Origin of the sequence: Symbioplanes lichenis (genome assembly GCF_030709675.1) — a bacterium.
GTDB classification, from domain to species: Bacteria; Actinomycetota; Actinomycetes; order Mycobacteriales; family Micromonosporaceae; genus Actinoplanes; species Actinoplanes lichenis.
The window spans coordinates 143,162-164,340 of sequence record NZ_JAUZQD010000001.1 but is presented as its reverse complement, the minus strand read 5'-3'; the positions used below and the strand labels follow the sequence as shown (position 1 = coordinate 164,340).

The following is a 21,179-nucleotide window of genomic DNA, read 5'->3' as shown; positions in this document are numbered from 1 at the left end:
GGCCTACTGTGATCCAGTTCACTTCGTGAGACGCGGAGCGGTGCGGGCAAGGTCACTGGCGGTCATGACAGGCGCCACGTACGGGCCCTGGGCCCCCGTGGCGCGGGTCTCGTGCAGCCGCGCCAGCTGCTCGGCGGACGTCACGCCCTGGACGATCGACTCGGTGCCGAGCAGGGTGCTCACGGACAGCACGAGGTCCAGGGTGCCCGGGTCGCCGGTGAGGAACGAGCCGTCGATCTTGAGCTGGTGGATCGGGAAGGCGCGCAGCGACGCGAGGGAGACGTAGCCCGTCCCGAAGTCGTCCAGGGCGATGCGCACGCCGTGGGCGGCCAGGTGCTCGAGCCGCGCCCGGGCCCGCGGGTCGTCGATGTGCTCGCTCTCGACGATCTCCAGGGTCACCCGCTCCGGCGCCAGCCCGCACCCGTCCAGCGCGGCCAGCAGCGCGTCGGTGAAGCCCGCGTCGACGAGCTGGTGCGCGCTCAGGTTGAGACCGAGGCGCAGCCGGTCGCCGCCGGGCATCGACGCGGTCTCCGCCGCCACGGTACGCAGGAAGTGCGCCGTGATGACGCCGATGTCCCCGGTACGCTCGGCCAGCTCCAGCAGCTCGCGGCAGTTGACGGCGCCCTCGGCCGGGTGCTGCCACTGCAGCAGGGCCTCGACGCCGCCCCACGAGCCGGTCGCCAGGTGTGTCCACGGCTGGTAGTAGACGTGGAGTTCGCCGCGCTCGAGGGCGTACGGGAGCTGGTCCTCGAGGGTGCGGTGCCGCGCGACCGCGCCGTGCTTGTCCGCGCTGAACAGTTCGGTCCGGTTCTTGCCGCGCGCCTTGGCCGCGTACATGGCGATGTCGGCCCGGCGCGACAGCTCGCTGGCCGTGACGCCGGGCTCGGTCAGCGCGATCCCGATGCTGGCGCCGACACGCACCGTGGCCGCGGCGAGGCGCATCGGCTCCACCAGCCGGCGGCCCAGCCCCTCCGCGATCTCCTGCGCCTCGCCCGGCCCGGCCAGCCCGGTGAGCAGCAGCACGAACTCGTCCCCGCCCAGGCGCCCCGCGACCCCGCGAACGCCGCCGGCTTCGGTGATGCGCCGGGCCACCTGGACGAGCAACTCGTCGCCGGCCGCGTGCCCATGCCCGTCGTTGACCTGCTTGAAGTCGTCCAGGTCGATGTTGAGCAGGGCGACCGTACCCGGGTCGCGGTGATCGACCGCCGCGATGAGCTCGCGGAAGAACTTGGCCCGCGTGGGCAGCTGGGTCAGGGCGTCGTGGTTGGCCTGGTGGTCCAGCTCGAGGTGCGAGCGCAGGTTGGCCTCGCCCAGCCGCATCTGCGTGCCCAGCGTGCGGAAGGCGTCGACCAGCGGGTCCGGCAGGTCCCGGGTCGCGCCGAGGACGCGGTAGCGCCTGCCCGGCAGCAGCTCCTCGACCAGCCAGCGGCGGATGCGCGGAGCGTCGGCGTGCAGCACGCTCGCCGGCCCGGTGAGCACGCTTTCGGGCAAGAGGCGGTCGGTCAGCTTGTCGTTCAGGCCGCCCTCGGCGATGACCCGCAGCCCGCCTTCTTCCCTGTGCAGGACGAGAAACCCGGTGCCCGGGCTCACGCGGATCAACTCCCGGGCGGCGGCCAGCGCGATCTCCGGGAGTTCATCCAGCTGCGTCGCGGCCAGGATCTCTTTTCCCGTACGGGCGAGCAGCGCGTCGCGCGCGGCGGCCTGCTCCTGGCGGCCGAGCGCGGCGTAGATGGCCCGGGTGAGCACGGTGACCAGGATGATCTGCGGCACCATCTGCACCGACCGGCCGACGTCGACGAGGGCGCCGATCGGGGTCGGCGCGGCGATCAGGGCGGCCGGCAGCGACAGGGCGCCGAAGACCGAGCGGACGGCCCAGGAGCGCGTCGTCCCGTACAGCGACTGGACGAGCAGCAGGACCATGGTCAGCCCGATGGTCGACACGGGGTCGCGCAGGGCCGAGCCCGCCACAGCGACCAGGGCCGGCAGGACGATCGGGTCGAGGATCCACGGGCGTCCGCGCAGACAGGTGACGACGAAACCGGCGGCGATCGCGCCCAGAGACAGGTAGGCGAGCAGGTTCCAGGTCGGCGAGTCGGTGCCGATCTCGCCCGCCAGGCCCGCGACGCTCAGACCCGCGAGCAGCATCGCCCCGAGCCGCACCCGGCCCAGCGTCGCTTCTCCCACGTTGGGTTGATCGGCAGTCACTCTGTGCAACTTAGTTGTCCCCCGGGGGCCGTGTCGGATGACCGACGGGTACGGGCACCCGGCGGCGGCGCGGGTCAGGATGGCGCGATGGAGCCCGCACAGCTGGACCGCCCGCCCTTCACGGATCTCGACGGCATGACGCCCGAGATAGCCGCGCTCGCGGTCGCCATGCTCGACCGGATGTCCGGCCACCCCGAGATCCGCCGGGTCCGGCACACCGCGTGGGAGGCGCTGCGGCCCGCGCCGGGGCAGCGGCTGCTCGACGCGGGCTGCGGCGCCGGTGACGTCGCCCGGGCGCTGGCCGCCGCGGTGGGGCCGGACGGCGAGGTGGTCGCCCTGGACCGGTCCGAGGTGACCCTGACCGCGGCGCGCGAGCGTGATCCCGACGGCCCGATCCGCTATGTGTCCGGCGACGTCGCCGCCCTCGACCTGCCCTCCGGCGGCTTCGACGGCGTGTGGTGCGAGCGGGTCCTGCAGCACGTCGCCGACCCCGGCCGCGCCGTCGCCGAGCTGGTCCGGGTAACCCAGCCCGGCGGGCGCGTCTGCCTGATCGACACCGACTGGACCTCGCTGGCCTTCGACGGGGTCGGCGCGGCCCTCGCCGCCGCGGTCATCGACCATGCCCGGGGGCTGCTGCCCGACGAGGCCGACATGGGCCGGACGCTCCGGCGCCGGCTGGTCGAGCGGGGCCTCACCGGCGTGACCGCGGTGCCGGTGACCTGCTACTTCCCGGATCCGGAGTCGGCGGCGGTGGTGCTGCCCATGGTCAACCCGGCCGTGCCGTCCGAGACGTGGCCGCTCCCGCCGGAGCTGCGCGACTCCTGGTTCTCCCGGGTCGCCGCGGCCGGCGAGCGGGGCGACTTCCTCGCGGTGCTGACCATCTGGGTGGTCTGCGGGACGGTACCCACTTAAGTAGGTGGCGAATGGCTACTTTCGCGGGTTACGGGACGGCGCGGGCGGACCGTACCGTCCTGGGCATGAAACGGTCATGGCCGCGGGAGCTGGGCCTGGGCTGCCTCGGCGCGGCGCTGGGCGGCTGGTTCCTCCACGCGTCGGTGAGCGAGGGCGACGGCGCCCCGGTCGTCGTCGAGGTGGTCGCCGGGGTGCTCGCCTTCGCCGCCGTGGTGGCCTTCCGCCGCAGCCGCCCGGTGGGCCTGACGCTGGTGCTCATCCCCGCGGGCATCATGCTGGCGCTGCCCATGGGCTTCACGCCGCTCGCCCTCGTCGCGGTCGGGCTGCGCCGGCGGGCCCGGGTGGCCGCCACCCTGACCGCGCTGCACGCCGTCGCGGTCGCCGGGGTCTATCTGGCCGTCATGGGGCCCACCCGGCTCTATGCCGAGACCGCGACGTTCCTGATCCTGCTGCACGTGAGCCTGGTCGCCGTGGCCATGCTGGTCCGGTCCCAGCGGCTGCTGGTGCGCTCGTGGACCGAGCGCGCCCGGCAGGCCGAGGAGGGCGAGCGGCTGCGCGTCGAGCAGGCCCGGCTGGCCGAGCGCGAGCGCATCGCCCGGGAGATGCACGACGCCCTCGCCCACCGGATCTCGCTGCTGGCCGTGCACGCCGGCGCCCTCGAGGTGCGCCGCGACGCCCCCGAGGCGGAGCGGCAGGCGGCGGCCGTGGTGCGGCAGGGCGCCCACGACGCGCTCGAGGACCTGCGGGGCGTCATCCGGATGCTGCGCGAGCCGGCCGACGACCGGCCGCAGCCGGCGCTCGCCGACGTGCCCGCGCTGGTGCGGGAGTCGCGCGAGGCGGGCGCCCGGATCGAGCTGACGCTCAGCGCCGAGGAGCCGGTGCCGGCCGGGGTGGGGCGGCACGCCTACCGCATCGTGCAGGAGGGGCTGACCAATGCCCGCAAGCACGCGCCCGGGGCGAAGGTGACGGTCGCGGTGACGGGGCGGGCCGCGGAGGGGCTGGTCGTCGAGGTCGGCAACGGGCACCTCGACGCGGCGGGGCAGCGGCTGCCCGGCGCGGGGGCCGGGCTGGTCGGGCTGGCCGAGCGGGTGCAGCTGGCCGGGGGCCGCTTCGAGCACGGGCCGACCGCGGACGGCTGGTTCCGGCTCCGCGCGTGGCTGCCGTGGCACCCGTGACCGGGGCTTCGGGGGCGCCGGCGGATGGTCGCGGGCCGGTGGACGAGGCCGGGCCGCTCGCCGGGGCCGGGGCGGCGGACGGTGGCGGGCCGCACGACGAGGCCGGGGCGGCGGACGGTGGCGGGCCGCTCGACGAGGCCGGGCCGGTGGACGGCTCGCGGGTGGTGCGGGTGCTGCTGGTGGACGACGACGCGCTGGTGCGGGCGGGGCTGACGATGATGCTCGGGGCGTTCGACGACATCGAGGTCGTGGGCGCGGTCGGGGACGGGAGCGAGGTGGCCGCCGCCGTAGGGGCGAGCGAGCCGCACGTGGTGCTCATGGACATCCGCATGCCGGGCGTCGACGGGCTGACCGCGGCCGAGGCGCTGCGGGCCCGGCCGGGGGCGCCCGAGGTGATCGTGCTGACCACGTTCGACACCGACGAGCACGTGCTGCGGGCGTTGCGGGCCGGGGCGGGCGGGTTCCTGCTCAAGCACACGCCGCCGGCGGAGATCGCGCGGGCGGTGCGGCGGGTGGCGGCGGGCGAGCCGATGCTGTCGCCCGAGGTGCTCCGGCGCGTGATGACCTTCGCGTCGGGTGCCGCCGGGCCGCAGCGCGAGGCGTCCGCCGGGCCGCAGGGTGAATCGCCCGCCGGGTCGCGGGGTGAGGCGGCGGCCGGGTCGCGGGGCGGGGTGCTTTTCCGGGCGCGCAGTGGAGTGGTCGGCGGGGCGGCGGGGGAGGCCGAGCGGGAGGCGCGGCGGGTGCGGGCGCGGGCGGCGCTGACCCGGCTGAGCCCGGGGGAGAGTGATGTGGCCGGGCTCGTGGCGCAGGGCCGCACCAACCAGGAGATCGGCACGGCCCTGCGGATGAGCACGGCGACGGTGAAGGCCTACGTGTCGCGGATCCTCACCAAGCTCGACCTGACCAACCGCGTCCAGGTCGCCATCCTGATCCGCGACGCGGAGTGACGCCCCGTTCGCCGGCCCTCCGCCCGCCGACCCGCCGTCCCGCTCGCAGTCGTCGCACGCGCTGCCGTCCGGCCCGTGTGCGTCCGGCCCGTGGTCAGGCCACCGGGACCATGGCGCCGAGGAGGACTTCCATGCTGATGCTCGCGAAGCCGACCCGGACGTCGCTGGCGCCGTAGGGGAGCCAGAAGCGGCCGTCGTGGACGAGGCCGCCGCACGAGTAGACGACGTTGGGGACGTAGCCCTCGCGCTCGATCTCGTCCGGTTCGAGGAGGCCGCTCGGCAGGTCGGCGATGACGCGCTCGGGGTGGTCGAGGTCGAGCAGCATCGCGCCGATGGCGTAGCGGCGCATCGGGCCGACGCCGTGGGTGAGGACGAGCCAGCCGGCCCGGGTCTCGACCGGGGAGCCGCAGTTGCCGACCTGGATGAGGTCCCAGCCCCGGTGCGGCATGAGCAGCGGGACGGCCTCCTGCCAGCGGTTGGACTCGTCGCGCTCGCTGAGGCCGAGCGTCTCGCCGTCGGAGCGGCACAGGGCCAGGTGCCGGCCGTGGACGGGCCGGGGGAACAGCGCCATGCCCTTGTTCTGGGCGGCCGGCCCGCGGAGGGCGGTGACCTCGAAGTGCCGCATGTCGCGGGTCTGGAGCATGCGGCCGCCGATGTGCCGGCCGTCGTAGGCGGTGTAGGTGGCCGCGTACGACATGCGGCCGTCCTCCTCGAGGACCTGGACGAAGCGCGCGTCCTCCATGCCGTTGCTCTCGGCGGGGGCGGCCGGCCACAGGACCCGCTGGTGCAGCGGCACGGTGACGGGGAAGGCGACCGCGTAGTCGGCGGCGACGATCTCGCGCATGACGGCCAGGGTCTCGCCCGTGGTGGGGCGGGCGAGCAGCTCGCCCGGGAGGTGGCCGAGGATCTCCTCGAACTCCTCGTCGGAGTAGCGCTCGGGCAGCGAGGACAGCACGGTCGCGGACAGCTCGGTCTCGATCTCGTGCTCGGCCAGGCCGGCGGCGAGGAGGTCGCGCTGGTGCTTGGCCCCTGTGCGCTCGCCGACCATCAGCGGCCCCTCGCGCTCCTCGAGCTCGATGCGCTCACCGGGGCCGACGACCGCGGAGCAGAAGCCGATGGACGAGATGTGGCCCTCGCCGATCTGGCGCAGGCTGACGGCGACCCGGAGCTGGCCCGGCTGGAGCCCGCCCTGGTCGGGGTGCGGCACCATCGACGGGTTGCACAGGGCTGCCGCCTCGACCGCGAACTCGTGGCTGAAGTAGGCCCCGATCAGCGACCGCGCGTTGGGCGACAGCTCGATGTCCGGCGGCACCCGGTGGTGCACCAGGTCGAAGTGGTGCGCGAAGGTCGTGAGCAGGTCGTGGTGCCGCCCCGCGAAGCGGGTCAGCACGTCGTCGAGCAGGCGGGCGATCTCGTCCTCGTCGAGCTGCAGGATGCGGTCGATGAGGCTGGACACGCGGTTGCGGCCGGACTGGGCGTCCTCGCCGGGCAGGAAGAGCTTGATGACGACGCGGCGCCCGTCGGGCTGCATCGTCAGCGCGTGGCGCAGGGCGAGCGACGAGGTCTGGGCCGGCTGTGGGTCGAGGATTGCGGTCACGCCAGTCCCCCTGACGGTCGGGTCGCGCCGCGCCGGGCTGCCCACGCGCGGGCGTGCTGCAGCGTGGCGACGAGGGCGAGAGTGGATTCGGCTCCTTGGTTCAGATTAGGGCCATCCGGGGTCAAACCGTCATGACATCCACCAGTCAGGGGGTCGTACATGACAAATCCGCCGTCGTTGTCGCCGAGGAACCACGCGATCGCCTGGAACAACGGGGCGTCCCAGGCGTCGTCGCCGGTGACGGCCGCGGCGGTGGCGCACGCGTCGGCGGTGCAGGCCGCCTCGATCGGCTGCTGGTCGTACCGGTGCTTCGGCGTGCCCGGCCGCCACCCGCCCACCGGGACCGTCGACAGATGGCCCTCGTGCTCCTGCATGGCGCAGAGCCAGCGCAGCATCCGCAGGCCGTCGGTGAGCAGCGGCTCGTCGCCGAGCAGGTCGCCGGCGTGGATCAGCACCTCGGCGAGCGCCGGGTTGGCGTAGGTGAGCTCGCGCTCGGGCCACACCCACTCCGGGTCGCCGCCCGGCAGGCCGATCACGGTGGCCGCGTCGGCCAGCAGCTCGGCGGCCTCGCGGCAGGAGGAGTCGGCGCGGAGCAGGGCCGCGGCGCCGAGCCCGGCGAAGGCCATCGCGCGCGGCCAGGGCGAGCGCTGCCGGGCGCCGATCAGGAACGCCGTACGCGCCTCGCGCCTGATCCACGGCACGGTGCTGCGCGCGGCGGCGGTGCCGAGCCCGTGCAGCGCCCGTCCCCACCAGTCGCCGGTGCTCGGCTCGTCGAGCCAGCGCCGGTCGTACGAGAGCCGGTTGCGCACCCGCCCGTCCGCCGCCATCGCGTGCGTGACGAAGCCGAGCCAGCGTTCGGCGAGCGCCGTGACCTGGGCGGTCGGTTGCACCTCGCGGGCCGCCACGAGCAGTCCCCGGGCGACGTCGTCGACGCAGTAGCCGTGCTCGCGGCGCGGGATGGCGTGGCGGGCGTGCTCGAGCAGCCCGGTGTCGTCGGAGAGCCGGGCGAGGTGCGCCCAGCTGGGCTCCGGCGCGTCGATCAACTGCAGCGGCGGCGGTACGAGCCGCAGGGTCACACTCATGCGGGCACCGAAGCGACAGCGACGGGCGTACGCGCGGCGAGCAACCGGGCAGCGAGGCTCTGGTAGCGATGGGCGACCGCGGGCCACCGCAGCGTCGGACCGCCGGCCAGCCCGGTGAGATGCCCGGTGACGTCCGGCGCCTGGACAAGGTGCCGGATCGCGGCGGCCATCGCCTCGGGGTCCTGGTGCGGCACGAGGATGCCCGGCCCGTCGGCGAGCAGCTCGACGGCGTGCGGGAACTCGGTCGCGACCACGGGCACGCCGGCGCCGACGGCCTCGATCAGCACGCCGGAGGTGACCTGCTCGGTGGAGTCGTACGGGAGCACGACCACGTCGGCGGAGCGGATCAGCCGGCTCAGCGCGGTCTCGTCGAGGTACACGTCCTCCCAGCGCACCCGCTCGGCGACGCCCAGCTCGGCGGCGAGGGCCTTCAGCGAGTCGCGGTAGACGTCGCCGTGGTGTTCGAGCACCTTCGGATGCGTACGCCCGGCGACCGTGTAGACCGGCTCGGGCAGGTGCGCCAGCGCCCGCAGCGCCCACTCGATGCCCTTGCCCGGCCCGAGCAGCCCCCACGTCAGCAGGTGCGGGACGTCGTGACGTTCCCGCGGCACGCTCGTGTGGCTCGCGGCGCCGTGCGGGATCACGGTCACCTTGCGCGGGTCGACCCGGTAGCCGCCGGTCAGCCGTTGCCGCGCGGTGTCGGTCATCGTCACGACGGCGTCGGCGGCGGCCACGATGCGTTCCAGCACCGAGCGCTGCGACGGCGACGGCGTGGTGAGAACGGTGTGCAGCACGACGATCGTGGGGACCCGCAGGGCGCGCAGCAGGGGCAGCACCTCGTCGCCGTCGGCGCCGGGGTAGATGCCGTACTCGTGCTGGACGATCGCGACGTCGAAGCGGTTGAGGGCGTTCGCCGCGGCGGTCCAGCCGCCGGGCGTACCCGTCGGCCAGGTGTGCACCACCCGGGGTGCCGCGCGGTCGATCGCCAGGCCACCGCCGTCGGCCGCGTCCGCGTCGAGCAGCCGCACGACCCCGCTGCCGGGCGCGCCGCCGGTCAAATGGCCGGCGAGCGCCGCATTGAAGGTCGCCAACCCGCATTGCGTCGGCGGATAGGTGCTCAGAAAACCGTAGGTCACGGGCATGACAGGGCCCTTTCTGATCAGGCGGCCGCCTCCCCGCGCGCGCGGAAGTGCAGAAATAGAACCTTTCGGAGAATCGCCGCGAATGGTTAATTCGACGGTAACAAAATCAAGCCGTTCGGCTGAGAAGTTTGCGATACATCGCCAGGTAGTCGTCGACCATGCGGTCGGCGGAAAAGCGGCTGCGCGCGCGGGCCCGGCACGCCGCCCGGTCCAGCCGCCCGATGCCCTCGACGGCCGCCACCGCCTGGTCCACGTCGCCGACCAGCCGCCCGGTGACGCCCTCGTCGACGACCTCCGGCATGGACCCCTTCCGGTACGCGACCACGGGCGTCCCGCAGATCATCGACTCCACGACGGAGAGCCCGAACGGCTCGGCGAACCGGATCGGGTGCAGCAGCGCCGCGCCGCTCCCGAGCACGCGCGCCCGGTCGGCCGGCCCGACGGATCCCAGGTAGACGACCTGGTCGCCGTCGATGTGCGGCTCGACCCGCTCGTGGAAGTACGCCTCGTCCTGCACGATCCCGCACAGTGTCAGCCGCCGCCCGGCCCGGCGCGCGATCTCGATGGCCAGATCGGTGCCCTTGTCCGGATGGATGCGCCCGAAACAGATCAGGTCGTCGCCGCCGGTGGCCGAGAACGGCAGCGTCTCCACGTCCACGCCGTGATAGACCGTGCCGAGATAGTCCAGGTCGTGGCTGCGGTCGGCGTCCGAGATCGACACGTAGGCCGAGCGTCCCCGCCGGTACGCGGGCAGGATGTTCCGCCCCGAGAAGCCGTGGATCGTGGTGAGCAACGGCGCCGCGCAGTGCTCCGAGAAGGCGAGCGGCAGCCAGTCGAGGTGGTTGTGGACCAGGTCGAACTCCTTCGAGCGGCCCAGCGCGTACGCCACGTGCAGCGCCTCCCACACGCGGCCGTCGAGGTCCGGGTCCTCCTCGTAGCCGTGCACCGCGACACCGTCGAGCGTGGCCTTGGTGACCGAGTCGAGCGTGGCGAACAGTGTCACGTCCACGCCCCGCGCGGTCAGGCCCTCGGCGAGCAGGCTCGTGACCAGTTCCCACGGCCCGTAGTGCACCGGGGGCGTACGCCAGGCGATCGGTCCGAGCAGCGCGACCCTCATGATCCCGAGTATGGGAGGGGAACGCGTGTTTCGTCCGTGGTTTGCGTGTTAAAGAGGGACCATGGACAACCCGTGGTGGCACAGTGCCGTCGTCTATCAGATCTATCCGCGCAGCTTCGCCGATGCGGACGGCGACGGGATGGGGGACCTCCGCGGGATCATCGACCATCTGGACCACATCGCCGGGCTGGGCGTCGACGTGGTGTGGCTGTCGCCGATCTATCCGTCGCCGCAGGACGACAACGGCTACGACATCAGCGACTACCAGGACATCGAGCCGGTCTTCGGCACCCTGGCCGACTTCGACGAGCTGCTGGCCGGCATCCACGACCGCGGCATGAAGCTCGTCATGGACCTGGTCGTCAACCACTCCTCCGACGAGCACCCGTGGTTCGCCGAGAGCCGGCTGTCGAAGGACAGCCCGAAGCGTGACTGGTACTGGTGGCGCCCGGCCCGCGAGGGTTTCGAGCCCGGCACGCCCGGCGCCGAGCCGACCAACTGGGGCTCGGTCTTCGGCGGCTCCGCGTGGGAGTACGACCCGGCCACCGGCGAGTATTACCTGCACATCTTCAGCCGCAAGCAGCCGGACCTCAACTGGGAGAACCCGGCGGTCCGCGACGCGGTGTACGAGATGATGAACTGGTGGCTCGACCGCGGCGTCGACGGGTTCCGGATGGACGTCATCGACCACATCTCCAAGGACGTCTCGCTGCCGGACGGCGCCGTCGCGCCCGGTTCGCTCTACGGCCAGGGCGCCCCGCACTACATGCACGGCCCGCGCAACCACGAGTTCCTGCACGAGATGCACGAGCGGGTCTTCGCCGGCCGGGAGGCGCTGCTGACCGTCGGCGAGATGCCGGGCGTGACCGTCGAGGAGGCGGTCAAGTACACCGACCCCGCGCGCGGCGAGGTCGACATGGTCTTCAACTTCGACCACGTGTGGGTGGACCGGGGTGCGGACCCGTGGCAGCTCTACCCGTTGCAGCTCACCAAGCTCAAGGGCATCTTCGCCCGGTGGCAGGCCGGCCTGCGGGAGAAGGGCTGGAACAGTCTCTACTGGAACAACCACGACCAGCCGCGGGTCGTGTCGCGCTACGGCGACGACTCACCCGAGTGGCGGGAGCGCTCGGCCAAGATGCTCGGCGGCGTGCTGCACCTGCACCGCGGCACCCCGTACGTCTATCAGGGCGAAGAGCTCGGCATGACGAACTATCCGTTCGGCACGATCGCCGACTTCCGCGACATCGAGGCGCTCGGGCACTACGCGCAGGCGACGGAGCACGAGGGCCGCTCGCCGGAGGAGGTGCTCACCGTGCTCCGGGCCCGCAGCCGCGACAACGCCCGTACGCCGATGCAGTGGGACTCCTCGGCGCAGGCCGGCTTCACCACGGGCACGCCGTGGCTGGCGGTCAACCCGAACCACAAGGAGATCAACGCCGCCGCGGCGGTCGCCGATCCGGACTCGGTCTACCACTTCTACCGCCGGCTGATCGCGCTGCGGCACGACGAGCCCGCGGTCGTGTACGGCGACTTCACCATGCTGATGCCGGCCGACGAGCGCCTGTACGCGTACACCCGCCGGCACGGCTCCACGGAACTGCTCGTGATCGGCAACTTCACCGGGGAGCCCGTGACGGCCGAGGTGCCGGACGCCGGGGCGTGGCAGGAGCTCGTCCTGACCAACGCCCCGGCCCCGGAGAACTGGGTCCTCGAGCCGTGGCAGCTCGTCGTCTACCGGCGGCAGGTCACGCCGTGATGGTGTCCCAGCTGTAGGCGAGCAGCGCGAACGCGGCGCCGAGCAGCGCGAGCGAGACGCCCCGCGTGCCGATCGGCAGGGCGGCGAGGACAAGCAGGATCACGGCGATGAGATAGAACAGTCCCTGGATGGACATCGGAGAGCCTCGATTCTGGTGGGGGTGTGGCGGCGCGCCATGTACCCCCGCCGGAAGCGCTCCCAAACATGATCACGGCTGCGGCGGGTAACCCGTGATCTGAGCCGCCTGCCGGGCCGGGCTGAGTACGGCTACTCACGTCCGGCCGCGCGCCGCGCGGAAGGCTCTTCTCCCATGACGGACTTCATCAATTGGCTGGGCCGGTTCACCGTCGGGACGCTGGGCATCGGGGCGTTCACCGTGGTCAACGCGACGGTGGCCTGGTGGTGGATCGGGCCGCAGGGCGCGGTGCCGGCGGGCCCGGAAGCCGGCTACGCGGTGCGGCCGCCGCAGATCGCGCCGGGCGTGGAGGCCGCCGCGGGCGTCTTCGGCCTGCTCCTGGCGGTCGCGACCGTGGCGGTGCTCGGCTGGGCCACCGTCACCCGCCGCATCTCGCCGCGGTGGTGGCTGGTCGTCCCGGCGGTGGCGGTCGCGGGCGGGACGATCGGGCTCATCGGCCGCGCCGTGACCGCGCCGGTCGCCGGCGCCAACCTCGGCGCCGGCCTGGCCGTCCTCGTCCTCGGCCCGATCGCGGTGGCGCTGTTGCTCTGGTCGGCCGGGTGGACCGCGATCCTCGTGCGCGCGATGCTGCGGCCGCCGGTCCGCCCGCGCTTGACCTCAACCAATGTTTACCTTGCACGATCGGCCGCATGAGAGCTGTCGTGTTCGACCGCTTCGGCGGCCCCGGGGTCCTGCGCGTCGCCGAGCTGCCCGATCCGGAGCCCGGCCCCGGCGAGGTCCGGGTGCGCGTGGCCGCCGCCGGCGTGCAGCCCTTCGACGTCGCCGTGCGGCAAGGCGTCATGCCAGGACTGCCGATCGTGTTCCCGCAACGGATCGGCCAGGAGTACGCGGGCGTCGTGGAGAAAGGCGACCTGCCGATCGGGACGCCGGTGCTGGGCTCGACGATGCTGAGCGGGCACGCCACCCACGTTGTGGTGCCGGTCGCCAACGCCGTTCCGAAGCCGGAGCATCTCGACTTCGCCACGGCGGCGGGGATGGTCGCGGCGGCGCAGACGGCTTCCGGGGCGCTGCTCGAGCTGGACGTCACCACGGGGGACGTCCTGCTCGTGCACGCGGCGGCCGGCTCGGTGGGCACGCTCGCGGTCCAGCTGGCCCGGAAGGCGGGCGCCACGGTGATCGGCACGGCGAGCCCCGGCAACCACGACTATCTGCGGTCGCTGGGTGCGCTGCCGGTGGCGTACGGGGAAGGGCTGGTCGAAGCCGTGCGGGCCCTCGGCCGGAAGGTGACCGTGGCGCTGGACGCCGCGGGCGGGGAAGCCGTCGCGCAGTCGATCGCCCTGGGCGTGCCGGGGGAGCGGGTCGGCACGATCGTGGACGACGCCGCGGCGGCCGGGCACGGCGCCCGTGTGGTGCGGGCCGGGCGTGATCCGGAGCGGCTCGCCGCCGTCGTCGCGCAGCCCGATCTGGTCCTGCCGATCCGTGGCTACCCGCTGGACGAGGTGGCCGCGGCGCACGCGGCGGTCGAGAGCCGCCACGGCCGGGGCAAGGTCGTGCTCACGCCGATGTGAAGGCCGCCGCCTCGGCCGCGGCAAGGTGTGCTCACGCCGATGTGAAGGCCGCCGCCCGTAGCGGCTTGCCGAAGAGCCAGCCCTGCCCGAGCTCGCAGCCCTGGTCCCGCAGCCAGTCGCGCTGCACCTCCGTCTCGACGCCCTCGGCCACCACGCGCAGGCCGAGGGCGCCGGCCAGGGCGAGCACCGCCCGGACGATCTGCTCCTCGGAGCCGCCCGTGCCGACCTGCGAGACGAACGAGCGGTCCAGCTTCACGACGCCCACCGGCAGCCGGTTGAGATAGCTCAGCGACGAGTAGCCGGTGCCGAAGTCGTCGACGGCCATGACGACGCCGAGCGCGTGCAGCTCGTCGAGCGTGGCGAGGGCCGTCTCCAGATCCTCCATCACGCCCGACTCGGTGATCTCCAGCCACAGCGCCCCGGGCGGCAGCCCGGTCTCGGCCAGCACCTCGCGCACCACCCCGACCAGCGCCTTGTCGCGCAGCTGACGGACGGACACGTTGACCGACACGTGCAGCGGGCGCGACCCCGGCGCGGCGGCCGCCCGCCAGGCGGCGAGCTGGTGCACGGACTCGCGCAGCAGCCACGCCCCGGCCTCGACGATCAGGCCGGTCTCCTCGGCGATCGGGATGAACCGCAGCGGCGACACCGCCCCGAGCTCGGGGTGCTCCCAGCGCATCAGCGTCTCGAAGCCCTCGCGCTCGCCGGTGCCCAGATCCACGATCGGCTGGTACGTGGCGTAGAGCTCGCCGCGCTCCAGCGCGCCCCGCAACGCCTGCTCGAGCATCAGCCGGTCGCGGACGTCGTCGCGCAGCGAGCTGTCGAACAGCGCGTAGGCGTTGCGCCCCGAGCCCTTCACCTTGTTCATGGCCGTGTCGGCGTCGCGGATCAGCTCGAGCGCCTGGGCGCCGCCGCCCGTCTTGGCCACGCCGATCGAGGCCGAGACGACGACGCTGCCCACCGACAGCTCGAACGGCCGCCCGAACTCGGCGAGCACCCGGGTGGCCAGCGACTCCGCCGTCGCCGTGTGCGAGGGGCTGGCCAGCGCGATCACGAACTCGTCGCCGCCGATCCGGCACACCAGATCGGTGCCGCGCACGATGGCGCCGAGCCGGCCCGCGACCGCGCACAGCAGCTCGTCGCCGACCCGGTGCCCCCAGTGGTCGTTGATCATCTTGAACCGGTCGAGGTCGATGAACAGCAGGCTGATCTCCTGCCCCTCGGCCGCCGCCCGGTCGCCCCACGCGGTGATCGTCTCGGTGAGCAGCTCGCGGTTGGGCAGGTCGGTGAGGGCGTCATGGGTGGCCCGGCGCCGGCCGGCGCTCTCCGCCCGGGCGCGCGAGTCGTTCGAGCGCACCACCCGCCACAGCACGGCCATGATCATGAGTACGCACAGAGCGGCCCGGACCGTGCCGTCGAGCGGCCCGTGCATCGACTGCACGGTCGTCACGACGACCGGCACGGTGACCAGCAACGCGATCGCCACCATGCGCGGCTTGCCGAGCGTCCGCACGATCACGTGCTGCGGCTCGGTGAGCGTCCGCATCGAGGGGTGCAGCGTGCCCGCGCCGAAGAGCAGGAACGCGCCCGTGAAGAGCGTGTTGATCGTGGTGAGCGACGGGTCCGCGATCTCGTTGTCGCGCAGCATGAAGAGCAGGTCGCCGGCGAGCATCGTGCCGGACCCGGCGATGAGCAGCCACAGGGCGGGCGCGCGCACGCCGCCGGCCAGGGCGAGCTGCACGACCAGCATCAGCAGCACGACGTCGAGGACCGGGAAGAACGCGTTGGCCACCCGGATCGGGTCGATGCCGCCGCTCTGGTCGATCGTCGGCGACATGACGAACGTCCACGCCATGAACGCGGCGGCCGCCCCGACGAGCAGGGCGTCGCTGCGCGCCGGATCATCGTCGTCGGCCCGGCGGCGGCGCAGCATGCTCGCGAACGCGTACCCCATCACCAGATAGCCCGGCACGACGAACGCGTCGGGCCAGAGCGACCGGATCGTCGGCGGGGACTCGCCCGCCCCGGGCACGGCGGCCCGCACGATCATGCCCGCGAGGAAGAGCAGCCCGGCGACCCCCATGTGCACCCATGGTCGGCGGTCGGCGGGCACGGCGATGCGCAGGGCGCCGAACCACACCGCGGACAGGGCGGCGACGATGCCGATCAGGCCGGCCGCGTCCTGGACCGGCGCCGGACCCGCGACCAGCAGCGCCACGAGTGCGGCGCCGACGGCCAGGAAGGACCGGGACACCACCCGGGCGTACGGCGGCAGCGCGGAAGCGCGCCGACCGGCCGGCCGGACCACGGGGGCGCGCTCCGGTGCGAGCACAGGGGTCACGTAGCCATGATCGGCATCCGCGCCGCCGGGCTTAATGTGACAAAAACCCGTGAAAGCCCTCACGAATCGTGAGTTCGTTTCATCCTGTTCTGGGCCGGTACGAAGTCTTTCGCGGGGGGATACGCGTGAAGAGCGCGCACAAGCGAGTCCTGAGTACGTCACTGGGTACGGCGATGCTGCTGGGAGCGATGGTCGTGGCGACCGCGTCCGGAGGAGCGTCGGCCGCACCTTCCGATGAGGCGACCTTGCAGACTGTTCCGCTGGGCGTGGGCCGGCAGGCCTTCTCGGCCGGGCGGGCGACCGGATCGTTCAGCCTGGTCGGCGCCACCTGGGCGGATGCCCGGGAGCGGCTGACCGGAAAGGTCCAGGTGCGGACGCGGTCGGCGGACGGGCGGTGGACCGGGTGGCAGTCGCTGGAGGCGGACAACCCCGCCCCGGCCGCGCCCGGGTCACAGGACGCCGCGGCCGCGCGGGGCAGCACCGACCCGCTGTGGGTCGGCCCGTCCGACGGCGTCGAAGCGCGTGTCACGGGGGGCGGCCCGGTGCCCGCCGGGCTGCGGCTCGACCTGATCGACCCGGGGGCGGGCAGCGCCGCGCCGGCGCTGGAACGCAAGGCGGTCACCGAGCCGGCGCGGCCGATCCCGCCCGTGGTGACCCGGGCGCAGTGGGGTGCGAACGAGAAGCTCGTGAAGGGCGCGCCGGAGTACACGACCGACGTGGAGGTGCTTTTCGTGCACCACACGGCCGGGACCAACGGCTACAGCTGCGCGGACTCGCCGGCGATCATCCGGAGCATCCAGGCGTACCACGTGAAGAGCAACCACTGGAACGACATCGGCTACAACTTCCTCGTCGACAAGTGCGGCACGCTGTTCGAGGGGCGGCGCGGCGGCATCACCCGGCCGGTGCTCGGGGCGCACACGCTCGGCTTCAACGCGCACAGTGCCGCCGTGGCCGTGCTCGGCAACTACTCGTCGGCGGCGGTGACGGCGAAGGTCCGTACGGTCATCGCGCAGCTGGCGGCGTACAAGATCGCGGGTTATGGTCACGCCCCCGGCGGCCGCGCGGCGCTGGTCTCCAGCGGCAGCGACCGCTACGCCAAGGGCAGCACCGCGATCCTCAACCGCATCTCCGGGCACCGCGACACGGGCATGACCGAGTGCCCGGGCAACGTGCTCTACCGCCAGCTCGGCGCGATCCGCAGCCTCGCGTCGGCGGCCCCGTCCGCCCCGGCGATCACGAAGATCAACGGCGCGGTGCAGTCGGACGGCACCTGGTTCACGCGCGGCACGATCCGGCCCTACTGGACGCCGGGCACGGTCTACCGCCTCATGAACCGCTACGACGTGTACGTCGACGGCGTCCTCACCGCGTCGGTGCCCCGCGACCAGCGGCAGCAGCTGCTCACCCTGACGCCGGGCCGGCACACGATCCGGGTGCGGGCGCTCGCCCTCAACGGCCAGGTCAGCTATACCGACACGGCTGTCTACGCCGACGCGACCCTGCCCGCGTTCCCCACCGGCCCGAGCCTCTCGCTGCGCACCGGCTCGCTCAACAACATCGTCCCCGTCCGGCTGCGCTGGGCGGCGTCGGACGCGGGCGGCCTGCGCGACGTGACCCTGACCAGCCCGCTCACCCGCGACCTCGGCCCGCGGGCGACGACCTGGGCGGGGACGGCCACGTTCAACACCGCCACCGTGTACGCCCTCCGCGCCACCGATCGCGCCGGCAACGCCCGATCGGTGGCCACCACCCGCACCGCGGTGCTGCTGTCCGACGGCAGTGCCACGCGCACGGGGGCGTGGCGCACCGCGACCGGGACGGCGTACCTGGGCGGTCAAGCGTCGCGGGCAACCACCGCGGGCGCGTCGCTGAGCTGGACCTTCACCGGCCGCTCGGCCGCGCTCGCGGTGACCCGCACCGCGGTCTCGGGCGAAGCCCAGATCTACGTCGACGGCGACCCGGCGGGCGTGATCGACCTGCGCGCGACCGAGACCTTGTACCGGCGCGCGGTGTGGACCCGCTCCTGGACCAGCACGACCGAACACACCGTGAAGCTCGTCGTCCGCGGCACGAAGGGCCGCCCCGGCGTCATCTCGGACGGCCTCGTCTATCTCAAGTAGGCTTTCCCGACGTATGCGAGCTGCTCGACCGCCGGCGGCGGGCGTCATGGTCGTGCTCGCTCTGCGACCATCGGCCGATGCTGTCCGCACTGATCTCCGGCCTGCGCCCGCATGACGACCTCGAGGCGGCCCACCTCGCCGACGCCCGGGCGTGGCTCGCCTCCACCCGTGACATCTATCGAAGGGTCAAACCCGCAACCCCACCTCAACACCTCGTCTCGTACGTCGTCCCGACCGACCCGGACACCGGCGACGTCCTGCTGGTCGACCACCGCAACGCCCGGCTCTGGTTGCCGCCCGGCGGTCACGTGGAACCGGGCGAGGACCCGGCCGCCGCCGCGGCCCGCGAGTTGCACGAGGAACTCGGCGTGTCCGGGGCCGCCCCCGAGCCGATCTTCCTGACAGTGACAACAACCGTCGGCGTGGACGCCGGACACGTGGACGTGAGCCTGTGGTACCCGGCGAAGGTGTCCCGCACCGCGGAGCTCACCGTCGACGCGGGCGAGTTCGCGGCGGTCCGGTGGTGGACGCGCGCGGAGATCGCAGCGGCGGACCCGGCTCGCTTCGATCCGCACCTGGGCCGCTATCTGGCCAAGACGGGTGCGGCGGCCGGCTGAGTTCCGTGCCCCGGGCGATCCGGGACCGGGCCGTCGCCCGGGGACTGCTGCCGCCGGTGGGAGGGCCGTCGTGGGAGTCCCGACAACCTACGCTCCTGAAGGCGGCCGGGGCCGGTCACCTCCTCTACGGCACCGACTTCGCGGCCCGGCCCGCCGGTCAGGTCGGCGTGATCACGCGCGACCTCGACAACGATCCCGCCCTGGACGCGCGCGTCCGGGACGCCGTGAACCGCGGGAACGCCGTGCGCCTCTTCCCGGCTTCACCGCGGCGGGGCGAGGACCGGAGGAGTGGTCAGGCGCCGGGCGGGACGTCGAGGTCGGTGTCGTCGGCGACGTCTCCGACCGGGACCAGGCGGACCTCGGCGGCGTGGGCGCGCAGGTAGTCACGGGCGCCGCGGTCGCCGTGGGCGGTGGCGAGGACGCCGGGCCAGTGGTCGCGGCCGAGGAGGACGGGGTGGGAGCGGCGGCCGTCGTAGGCGCCCATGGCGAGGGCTGCGGGGGCGGCGTGCGCGGCGACCCGGCGTACGGCGTCGGGGGTGACGCCGGGCATGTCGACCAGCAGGACCATCGCCGCCCCGGCCGGGGTGGCGGTCAGGGCGGTGAGACCGGTGCGCAGGGACGATGCCATGCCGGTGGCCCAGTCGGGATTGTGGACGGTGTCGAGCCCGGGGGCGGCGGCGCGCACGTCGCCGGCCGCGGCGCCCACGACGACGAGGACGCGGTCGAGGCCGGCGGCGGTCAGGGTGGCGGCGGCCCGCTCGACGAGGAGCTGCCCGTCGAGGCGGACGAGAGCCTTGGGCATGCCGTAACGACGCCCGGCGCCCGCGGCAAGCACCAGCCCGGCAGTCTGCATGCGGCGAGTCTAGGGTCTCGCGGGCGGCGAGTTCAGGTCGCGCGGGCGCGGAGGCGGCGGAGCATGCGGGCGTCGCCGAAGCCGACCGCGCGGGCGGCGGCTTCCACGGTGTGGCCGCGGGCGATGAGGTGCTCGGCGCGTTCGAGGCGGAGCTGCTGCTGGTAGCGGAGGGGGGTGCAGCCGGCGGCGGCCTCGAAGCGGCGGGTCAGGGTGCGTTCGCTGAGGCCGGCGGTGCGGGCCAGGTCGGCCAGGGGCAGCGGGTCGGCGAAGTGGGCGTCGATGCGGTCCTGCACGCGGTGGACAGCGTCGCTGAGGTGGGCGCGGTGCCGGAGCATGACGCTCTCCTGCTGGTCGTCGCCGTTGCGCCGGGCGTAGACGACCATGTTGCGGGCCACGCGGGCGGCCGCTGCCGGGCTGTAGCGGGTGGCGACGAGGTGCAGGGCCAGGTCGATGCCGCTGGCGATGCCGGCCGAGGTGATGACGCGGTCGTCGGCGACGTAGAGGACGTCGCGCACCACGGTCGCCCGGGGGTGCCGGCGGGCGAGCTCCTCCTGCAGGTCGTGATGGGTCGTGCAGCGGCGGCCGTCGAGCAGCCCGGCCCGGCCGAGCGCCTCCGCCCCGGCGCAGACGCTCGCGACCGTGCCGCCGCGCGCGTGGTGGCCGGCGATCCGGGCCAGGGTCGCCGGGCCGAACTTGTCCGCCCCGCCGGCCATGTGCCAGCCCGGCACGATGATGAGGTCCCTCGGCTTCAGCTCGGGCCACTCCGTCGCGGCGTGCAGGGGCACGCCTTGGTGGCTCGGGACCACGGGCCGCTCCGCGACGTGGTCGAGGCGGTAGGCGAGCCCGTGGTCGGCCGCGGTCGAGAAGACCTGGGCCGGGCCGGCGAGGTCGAGCAGATGCACCCCCGGCGCCAGGACGAAGACCACTCTGCTCACGATCCGGTCAGCTCCCGCACGGTGGTCACCCTAGCGAACCGGCCCGCCAGCGCATATTCCGTACGGGCGATGACGTCGGCGACCGGCAACGTGCGCGGGTCGGCGAGCAGTTCCGCCACGCTGCGCCCGGCCGGGGCGTCGCGGTGCGCGATGGGGAACGTCGTGGTGGCGTCGGTGACGAACGTGACGGCGTAGCCGTAGTCCGCGGCCAGCCGGGTGGTCGTCTCGACGCATTGCTCGGTCTGGATGCCGCACACCGTCACGTCGCGGACGCCGCGCCCGGTCAGCAGCTGCTGCAGGGATGTCGTCGTGAATGCGTTGCGGGAGGTCTTGGTGAGGATCGGCTCCCCGTCCCGGGCCTCGAGCCCGGCGACGAGCCGCACGTGTCCCGACTCCGGGTCGAACGGCCCGCCGCTGCCCGGCTCGGCGTGCAGCACCCACACCACGAGGTCGCCGGCGGCGCGGGCGGCGTCGACGAGACGTTGCACCGGCACGGCGATGTCCGGGTTGCCGACGGCCTCCCACAGCGGGCGCACCCGGAACGACTCCTGCACATCAATCACGATCAGCGCTTTGCTCATGTTGTTGATCCTGCGCCGCCGGAACGTTGCGGGGTAAGACACAGTCGCGCCCCGCACCGGAACGATCCGGTCACGGGGCGCGGAGAGCCGAC

Annotated in this window: 18 protein-coding genes; 8 read left to right on the top strand and 10 right to left on the bottom strand. The window is 73.6% G+C overall.

Annotation, left to right across the window (positions count from 1 at the left end; translation table 11 throughout):
* Positions 1 to 18 precede the first annotated feature (18 nt).
* Positions 19 to 2,205 carry a putative bifunctional diguanylate cyclase/phosphodiesterase gene (locus tag RAN62_RS00750; RefSeq protein ID WP_305782444.1) on the bottom strand — a complete coding sequence of 729 codons (2,187 nt, stop codon included), beginning with the start codon at positions 2,203 to 2,205 and terminating at the stop codon, positions 19 to 21.
* A gap of 87 nt (positions 2,206 to 2,292) precedes the next feature.
* Here RAN62_RS00750 and RAN62_RS00745 point away from each other — a divergent pair, with 87 nt between their 5' ends.
* The 3 genes from RAN62_RS00745 (at position 2,293) to RAN62_RS00735 (ending at position 5,239) form a co-directional block, all read left to right on the top strand.
* Positions 2,293 to 3,117, top strand: a complete 825-nt coding sequence (locus tag RAN62_RS00745) for a methyltransferase domain-containing protein (protein ID WP_305782443.1) — start codon at positions 2,293 to 2,295, stop codon at positions 3,115 to 3,117.
* Positions 3,118 to 3,182: 65 nt separating this feature from the next.
* Entirely contained in the window at positions 3,183 to 4,292 is a 1,110-nt protein-coding gene (locus RAN62_RS00740; protein WP_305782442.1) for a sensor histidine kinase, read from the top strand.
* A 38-nt stretch (positions 4,293 to 4,330) separates the two neighbouring features.
* On the top strand, positions 4,331 to 5,239 hold the full coding sequence (locus tag RAN62_RS00735) for a response regulator (RefSeq protein WP_369077129.1): 909 nt from the start codon (positions 4,331 to 4,333) through the stop codon (positions 5,237 to 5,239).
* Positions 5,240 to 5,333: 94 nt separating this feature from the next.
* Here the strand turns inward: RAN62_RS00735 and RAN62_RS00730 are convergent, their stop codons facing one another.
* The 4 genes from RAN62_RS00730 to RAN62_RS00715 form a co-directional block, all read right to left on the bottom strand.
* Positions 5,334 to 6,836 (bottom strand): glycoside hydrolase family 130 protein, encoded by a 1,503-nt coding sequence (locus RAN62_RS00730; RefSeq protein WP_369077128.1) that lies wholly within the window; start codon positions 6,834 to 6,836, stop codon positions 5,334 to 5,336.
* Complete coding sequence (locus tag RAN62_RS00725; protein WP_305782440.1) at positions 6,833 to 7,918, bottom strand: glycosyltransferase; 1,086 nt, start codon at positions 7,916 to 7,918, stop codon at positions 6,833 to 6,835. Before RAN62_RS00725 ends, RAN62_RS00730 begins: the two co-directional genes overlap by 4 nt.
* A complete protein-coding gene (locus tag RAN62_RS00720) occupies positions 7,915 to 9,060 on the bottom strand; it encodes a glycosyltransferase (protein WP_305782439.1) in 1,146 nt (381 codons plus the stop codon). The genes RAN62_RS00725 and RAN62_RS00720 overlap by 4 nt, the downstream gene beginning before the upstream one ends.
* Before the next feature lie 106 nt (positions 9,061 to 9,166).
* Positions 9,167 to 10,177, bottom strand: a complete 1,011-nt coding sequence (locus RAN62_RS00715) for a glycosyltransferase family 4 protein (protein ID WP_305782438.1) — start codon at positions 10,175 to 10,177, stop codon at positions 9,167 to 9,169.
* Between the two features lie 61 nt (positions 10,178 to 10,238).
* Between RAN62_RS00715 and RAN62_RS00710 the strand changes: the two genes are divergently transcribed.
* Positions 10,239 to 11,933: a glycoside hydrolase family 13 protein gene (locus tag RAN62_RS00710; protein ID WP_305782437.1), complete on the top strand. Its 1,695-nt coding sequence runs from the start codon at positions 10,239 to 10,241 to the stop codon at positions 11,931 to 11,933.
* On the opposite strand, the gene RAN62_RS00705 is transcribed toward RAN62_RS00710, so the two are convergent.
* The gene (locus RAN62_RS00705; RefSeq protein WP_305782436.1) at positions 11,923 to 12,069 is read right to left on the bottom strand and encodes a hypothetical protein; all 147 of its coding nucleotides are present in this window, start codon (positions 12,067 to 12,069) and stop codon (positions 11,923 to 11,925) included. The genes RAN62_RS00710 and RAN62_RS00705 overlap by 11 nt on opposite strands.
* A 174-nt stretch (positions 12,070 to 12,243) precedes the next feature.
* On the opposite strand from RAN62_RS00705, the gene RAN62_RS00700 reads away from it, so the two are divergent.
* Positions 12,244 to 12,762 carry a hypothetical protein gene (locus RAN62_RS00700; RefSeq protein ID WP_305782435.1) on the top strand — a complete coding sequence of 173 codons (519 nt, stop codon included), beginning with the start codon at positions 12,244 to 12,246 and terminating at the stop codon, positions 12,760 to 12,762.
* The gene (locus RAN62_RS00695) at positions 12,759 to 13,637 is read left to right on the top strand and encodes an NADP-dependent oxidoreductase (RefSeq protein WP_305782434.1); all 879 of its coding nucleotides are present in this window, start codon (positions 12,759 to 12,761) and stop codon (positions 13,635 to 13,637) included. Before RAN62_RS00700 ends, RAN62_RS00695 begins: the two co-directional genes overlap by 4 nt.
* A gap of 31 nt (positions 13,638 to 13,668) precedes the next feature.
* Here the strand turns inward: RAN62_RS00695 and RAN62_RS00690 are convergent, their stop codons facing one another.
* The gene (locus RAN62_RS00690; RefSeq protein ID WP_305782433.1) at positions 13,669 to 15,978 is read right to left on the bottom strand and encodes a putative bifunctional diguanylate cyclase/phosphodiesterase; all 2,310 of its coding nucleotides are present in this window, start codon (positions 15,976 to 15,978) and stop codon (positions 13,669 to 13,671) included.
* Positions 15,979 to 16,103: 125 nt separating this feature from the next.
* Here RAN62_RS00690 and RAN62_RS00685 point away from each other — a divergent pair, with 125 nt between their 5' ends.
* The gene (locus RAN62_RS00685; protein WP_305782432.1) at positions 16,104 to 18,101 is read left to right on the top strand and encodes an N-acetylmuramoyl-L-alanine amidase; all 1,998 of its coding nucleotides are present in this window, start codon (positions 16,104 to 16,106) and stop codon (positions 18,099 to 18,101) included.
* 77 nt (positions 18,102 to 18,178) lie between these two features.
* Positions 18,179 to 18,718, top strand: a complete 540-nt coding sequence (locus RAN62_RS00680) for an NUDIX hydrolase (protein WP_305782431.1) — start codon at positions 18,179 to 18,181, stop codon at positions 18,716 to 18,718.
* A 292-nt stretch (positions 18,719 to 19,010) separates the two neighbouring features.
* On the opposite strand, the gene RAN62_RS00675 is transcribed toward RAN62_RS00680, so the two are convergent.
* The 3 genes from RAN62_RS00675 to RAN62_RS00665 are packed head-to-tail and all read right to left on the bottom strand — an operon-like array spanning position 19,011 to position 21,087.
* Positions 19,011 to 19,571: a nucleotidyltransferase family protein gene (locus tag RAN62_RS00675; protein ID WP_305782430.1), complete on the bottom strand. Its 561-nt coding sequence runs from the start codon at positions 19,569 to 19,571 to the stop codon at positions 19,011 to 19,013.
* A 32-nt stretch (positions 19,572 to 19,603) separates the two neighbouring features.
* Entirely contained in the window at positions 19,604 to 20,506 is a 903-nt protein-coding gene (locus RAN62_RS00670; protein ID WP_305782429.1) for a GlxA family transcriptional regulator, read from the bottom strand.
* Complete coding sequence (locus RAN62_RS00665) at positions 20,503 to 21,087, bottom strand: isochorismatase family protein (RefSeq protein ID WP_305782428.1); 585 nt, start codon at positions 21,085 to 21,087, stop codon at positions 20,503 to 20,505. The genes RAN62_RS00670 and RAN62_RS00665 overlap by 4 nt, the downstream gene beginning before the upstream one ends.
* Positions 21,088 to 21,179 lie beyond the last annotated feature (92 nt).

Bases quoted from the DNA above. Each gene is read 5' to 3' on its own strand.
- RAN62_RS00680 (WP_305782431.1), top strand. From the start codon at position 18,179: ATGCTGTCCGCACTGATCTCCGGCCTGCGCCCGCATGACGACCTCGAG.
- RAN62_RS00740 (WP_305782442.1), top strand. From the start codon at position 3,183: ATGAAACGGTCATGGCCGCGGGAGCTGGGCCTGGGCTGCCTCGGCGCG.
- RAN62_RS00725 (WP_305782440.1), bottom strand. From the start codon at position 7,918: ATGAGTGTGACCCTGCGGCTCGTACCGCCGCCGCTGCAGTTGATCGAC.
- RAN62_RS00710 (WP_305782437.1), top strand. From the start codon at position 10,239: ATGGACAACCCGTGGTGGCACAGTGCCGTCGTCTATCAGATCTATCCG.
- RAN62_RS00695 (WP_305782434.1), top strand. From the start codon at position 12,759: ATGAGAGCTGTCGTGTTCGACCGCTTCGGCGGCCCCGGGGTCCTGCGC.
- RAN62_RS00665 (WP_305782428.1), bottom strand. From the start codon at position 21,087: ATGAGCAAAGCGCTGATCGTGATTGATGTGCAGGAGTCGTTCCGGGTG.
- RAN62_RS00745 (WP_305782443.1), top strand. From the start codon at position 2,293: ATGGAGCCCGCACAGCTGGACCGCCCGCCCTTCACGGATCTCGACGGC.
- RAN62_RS00705 (WP_305782436.1), bottom strand. From the start codon at position 12,069: ATGTCCATCCAGGGACTGTTCTATCTCATCGCCGTGATCCTGCTTGTC.
- RAN62_RS00720 (WP_305782439.1), bottom strand. From the start codon at position 9,060: ATGCCCGTGACCTACGGTTTTCTGAGCACCTATCCGCCGACGCAATGC.
- RAN62_RS00700 (WP_305782435.1), top strand. From the start codon at position 12,244: ATGACGGACTTCATCAATTGGCTGGGCCGGTTCACCGTCGGGACGCTG.
- RAN62_RS00715 (WP_305782438.1), bottom strand. From the start codon at position 10,177: ATGAGGGTCGCGCTGCTCGGACCGATCGCCTGGCGTACGCCCCCGGTG.
- RAN62_RS00675 (WP_305782430.1), bottom strand. From the start codon at position 19,571: ATGCAGACTGCCGGGCTGGTGCTTGCCGCGGGCGCCGGGCGTCGTTAC.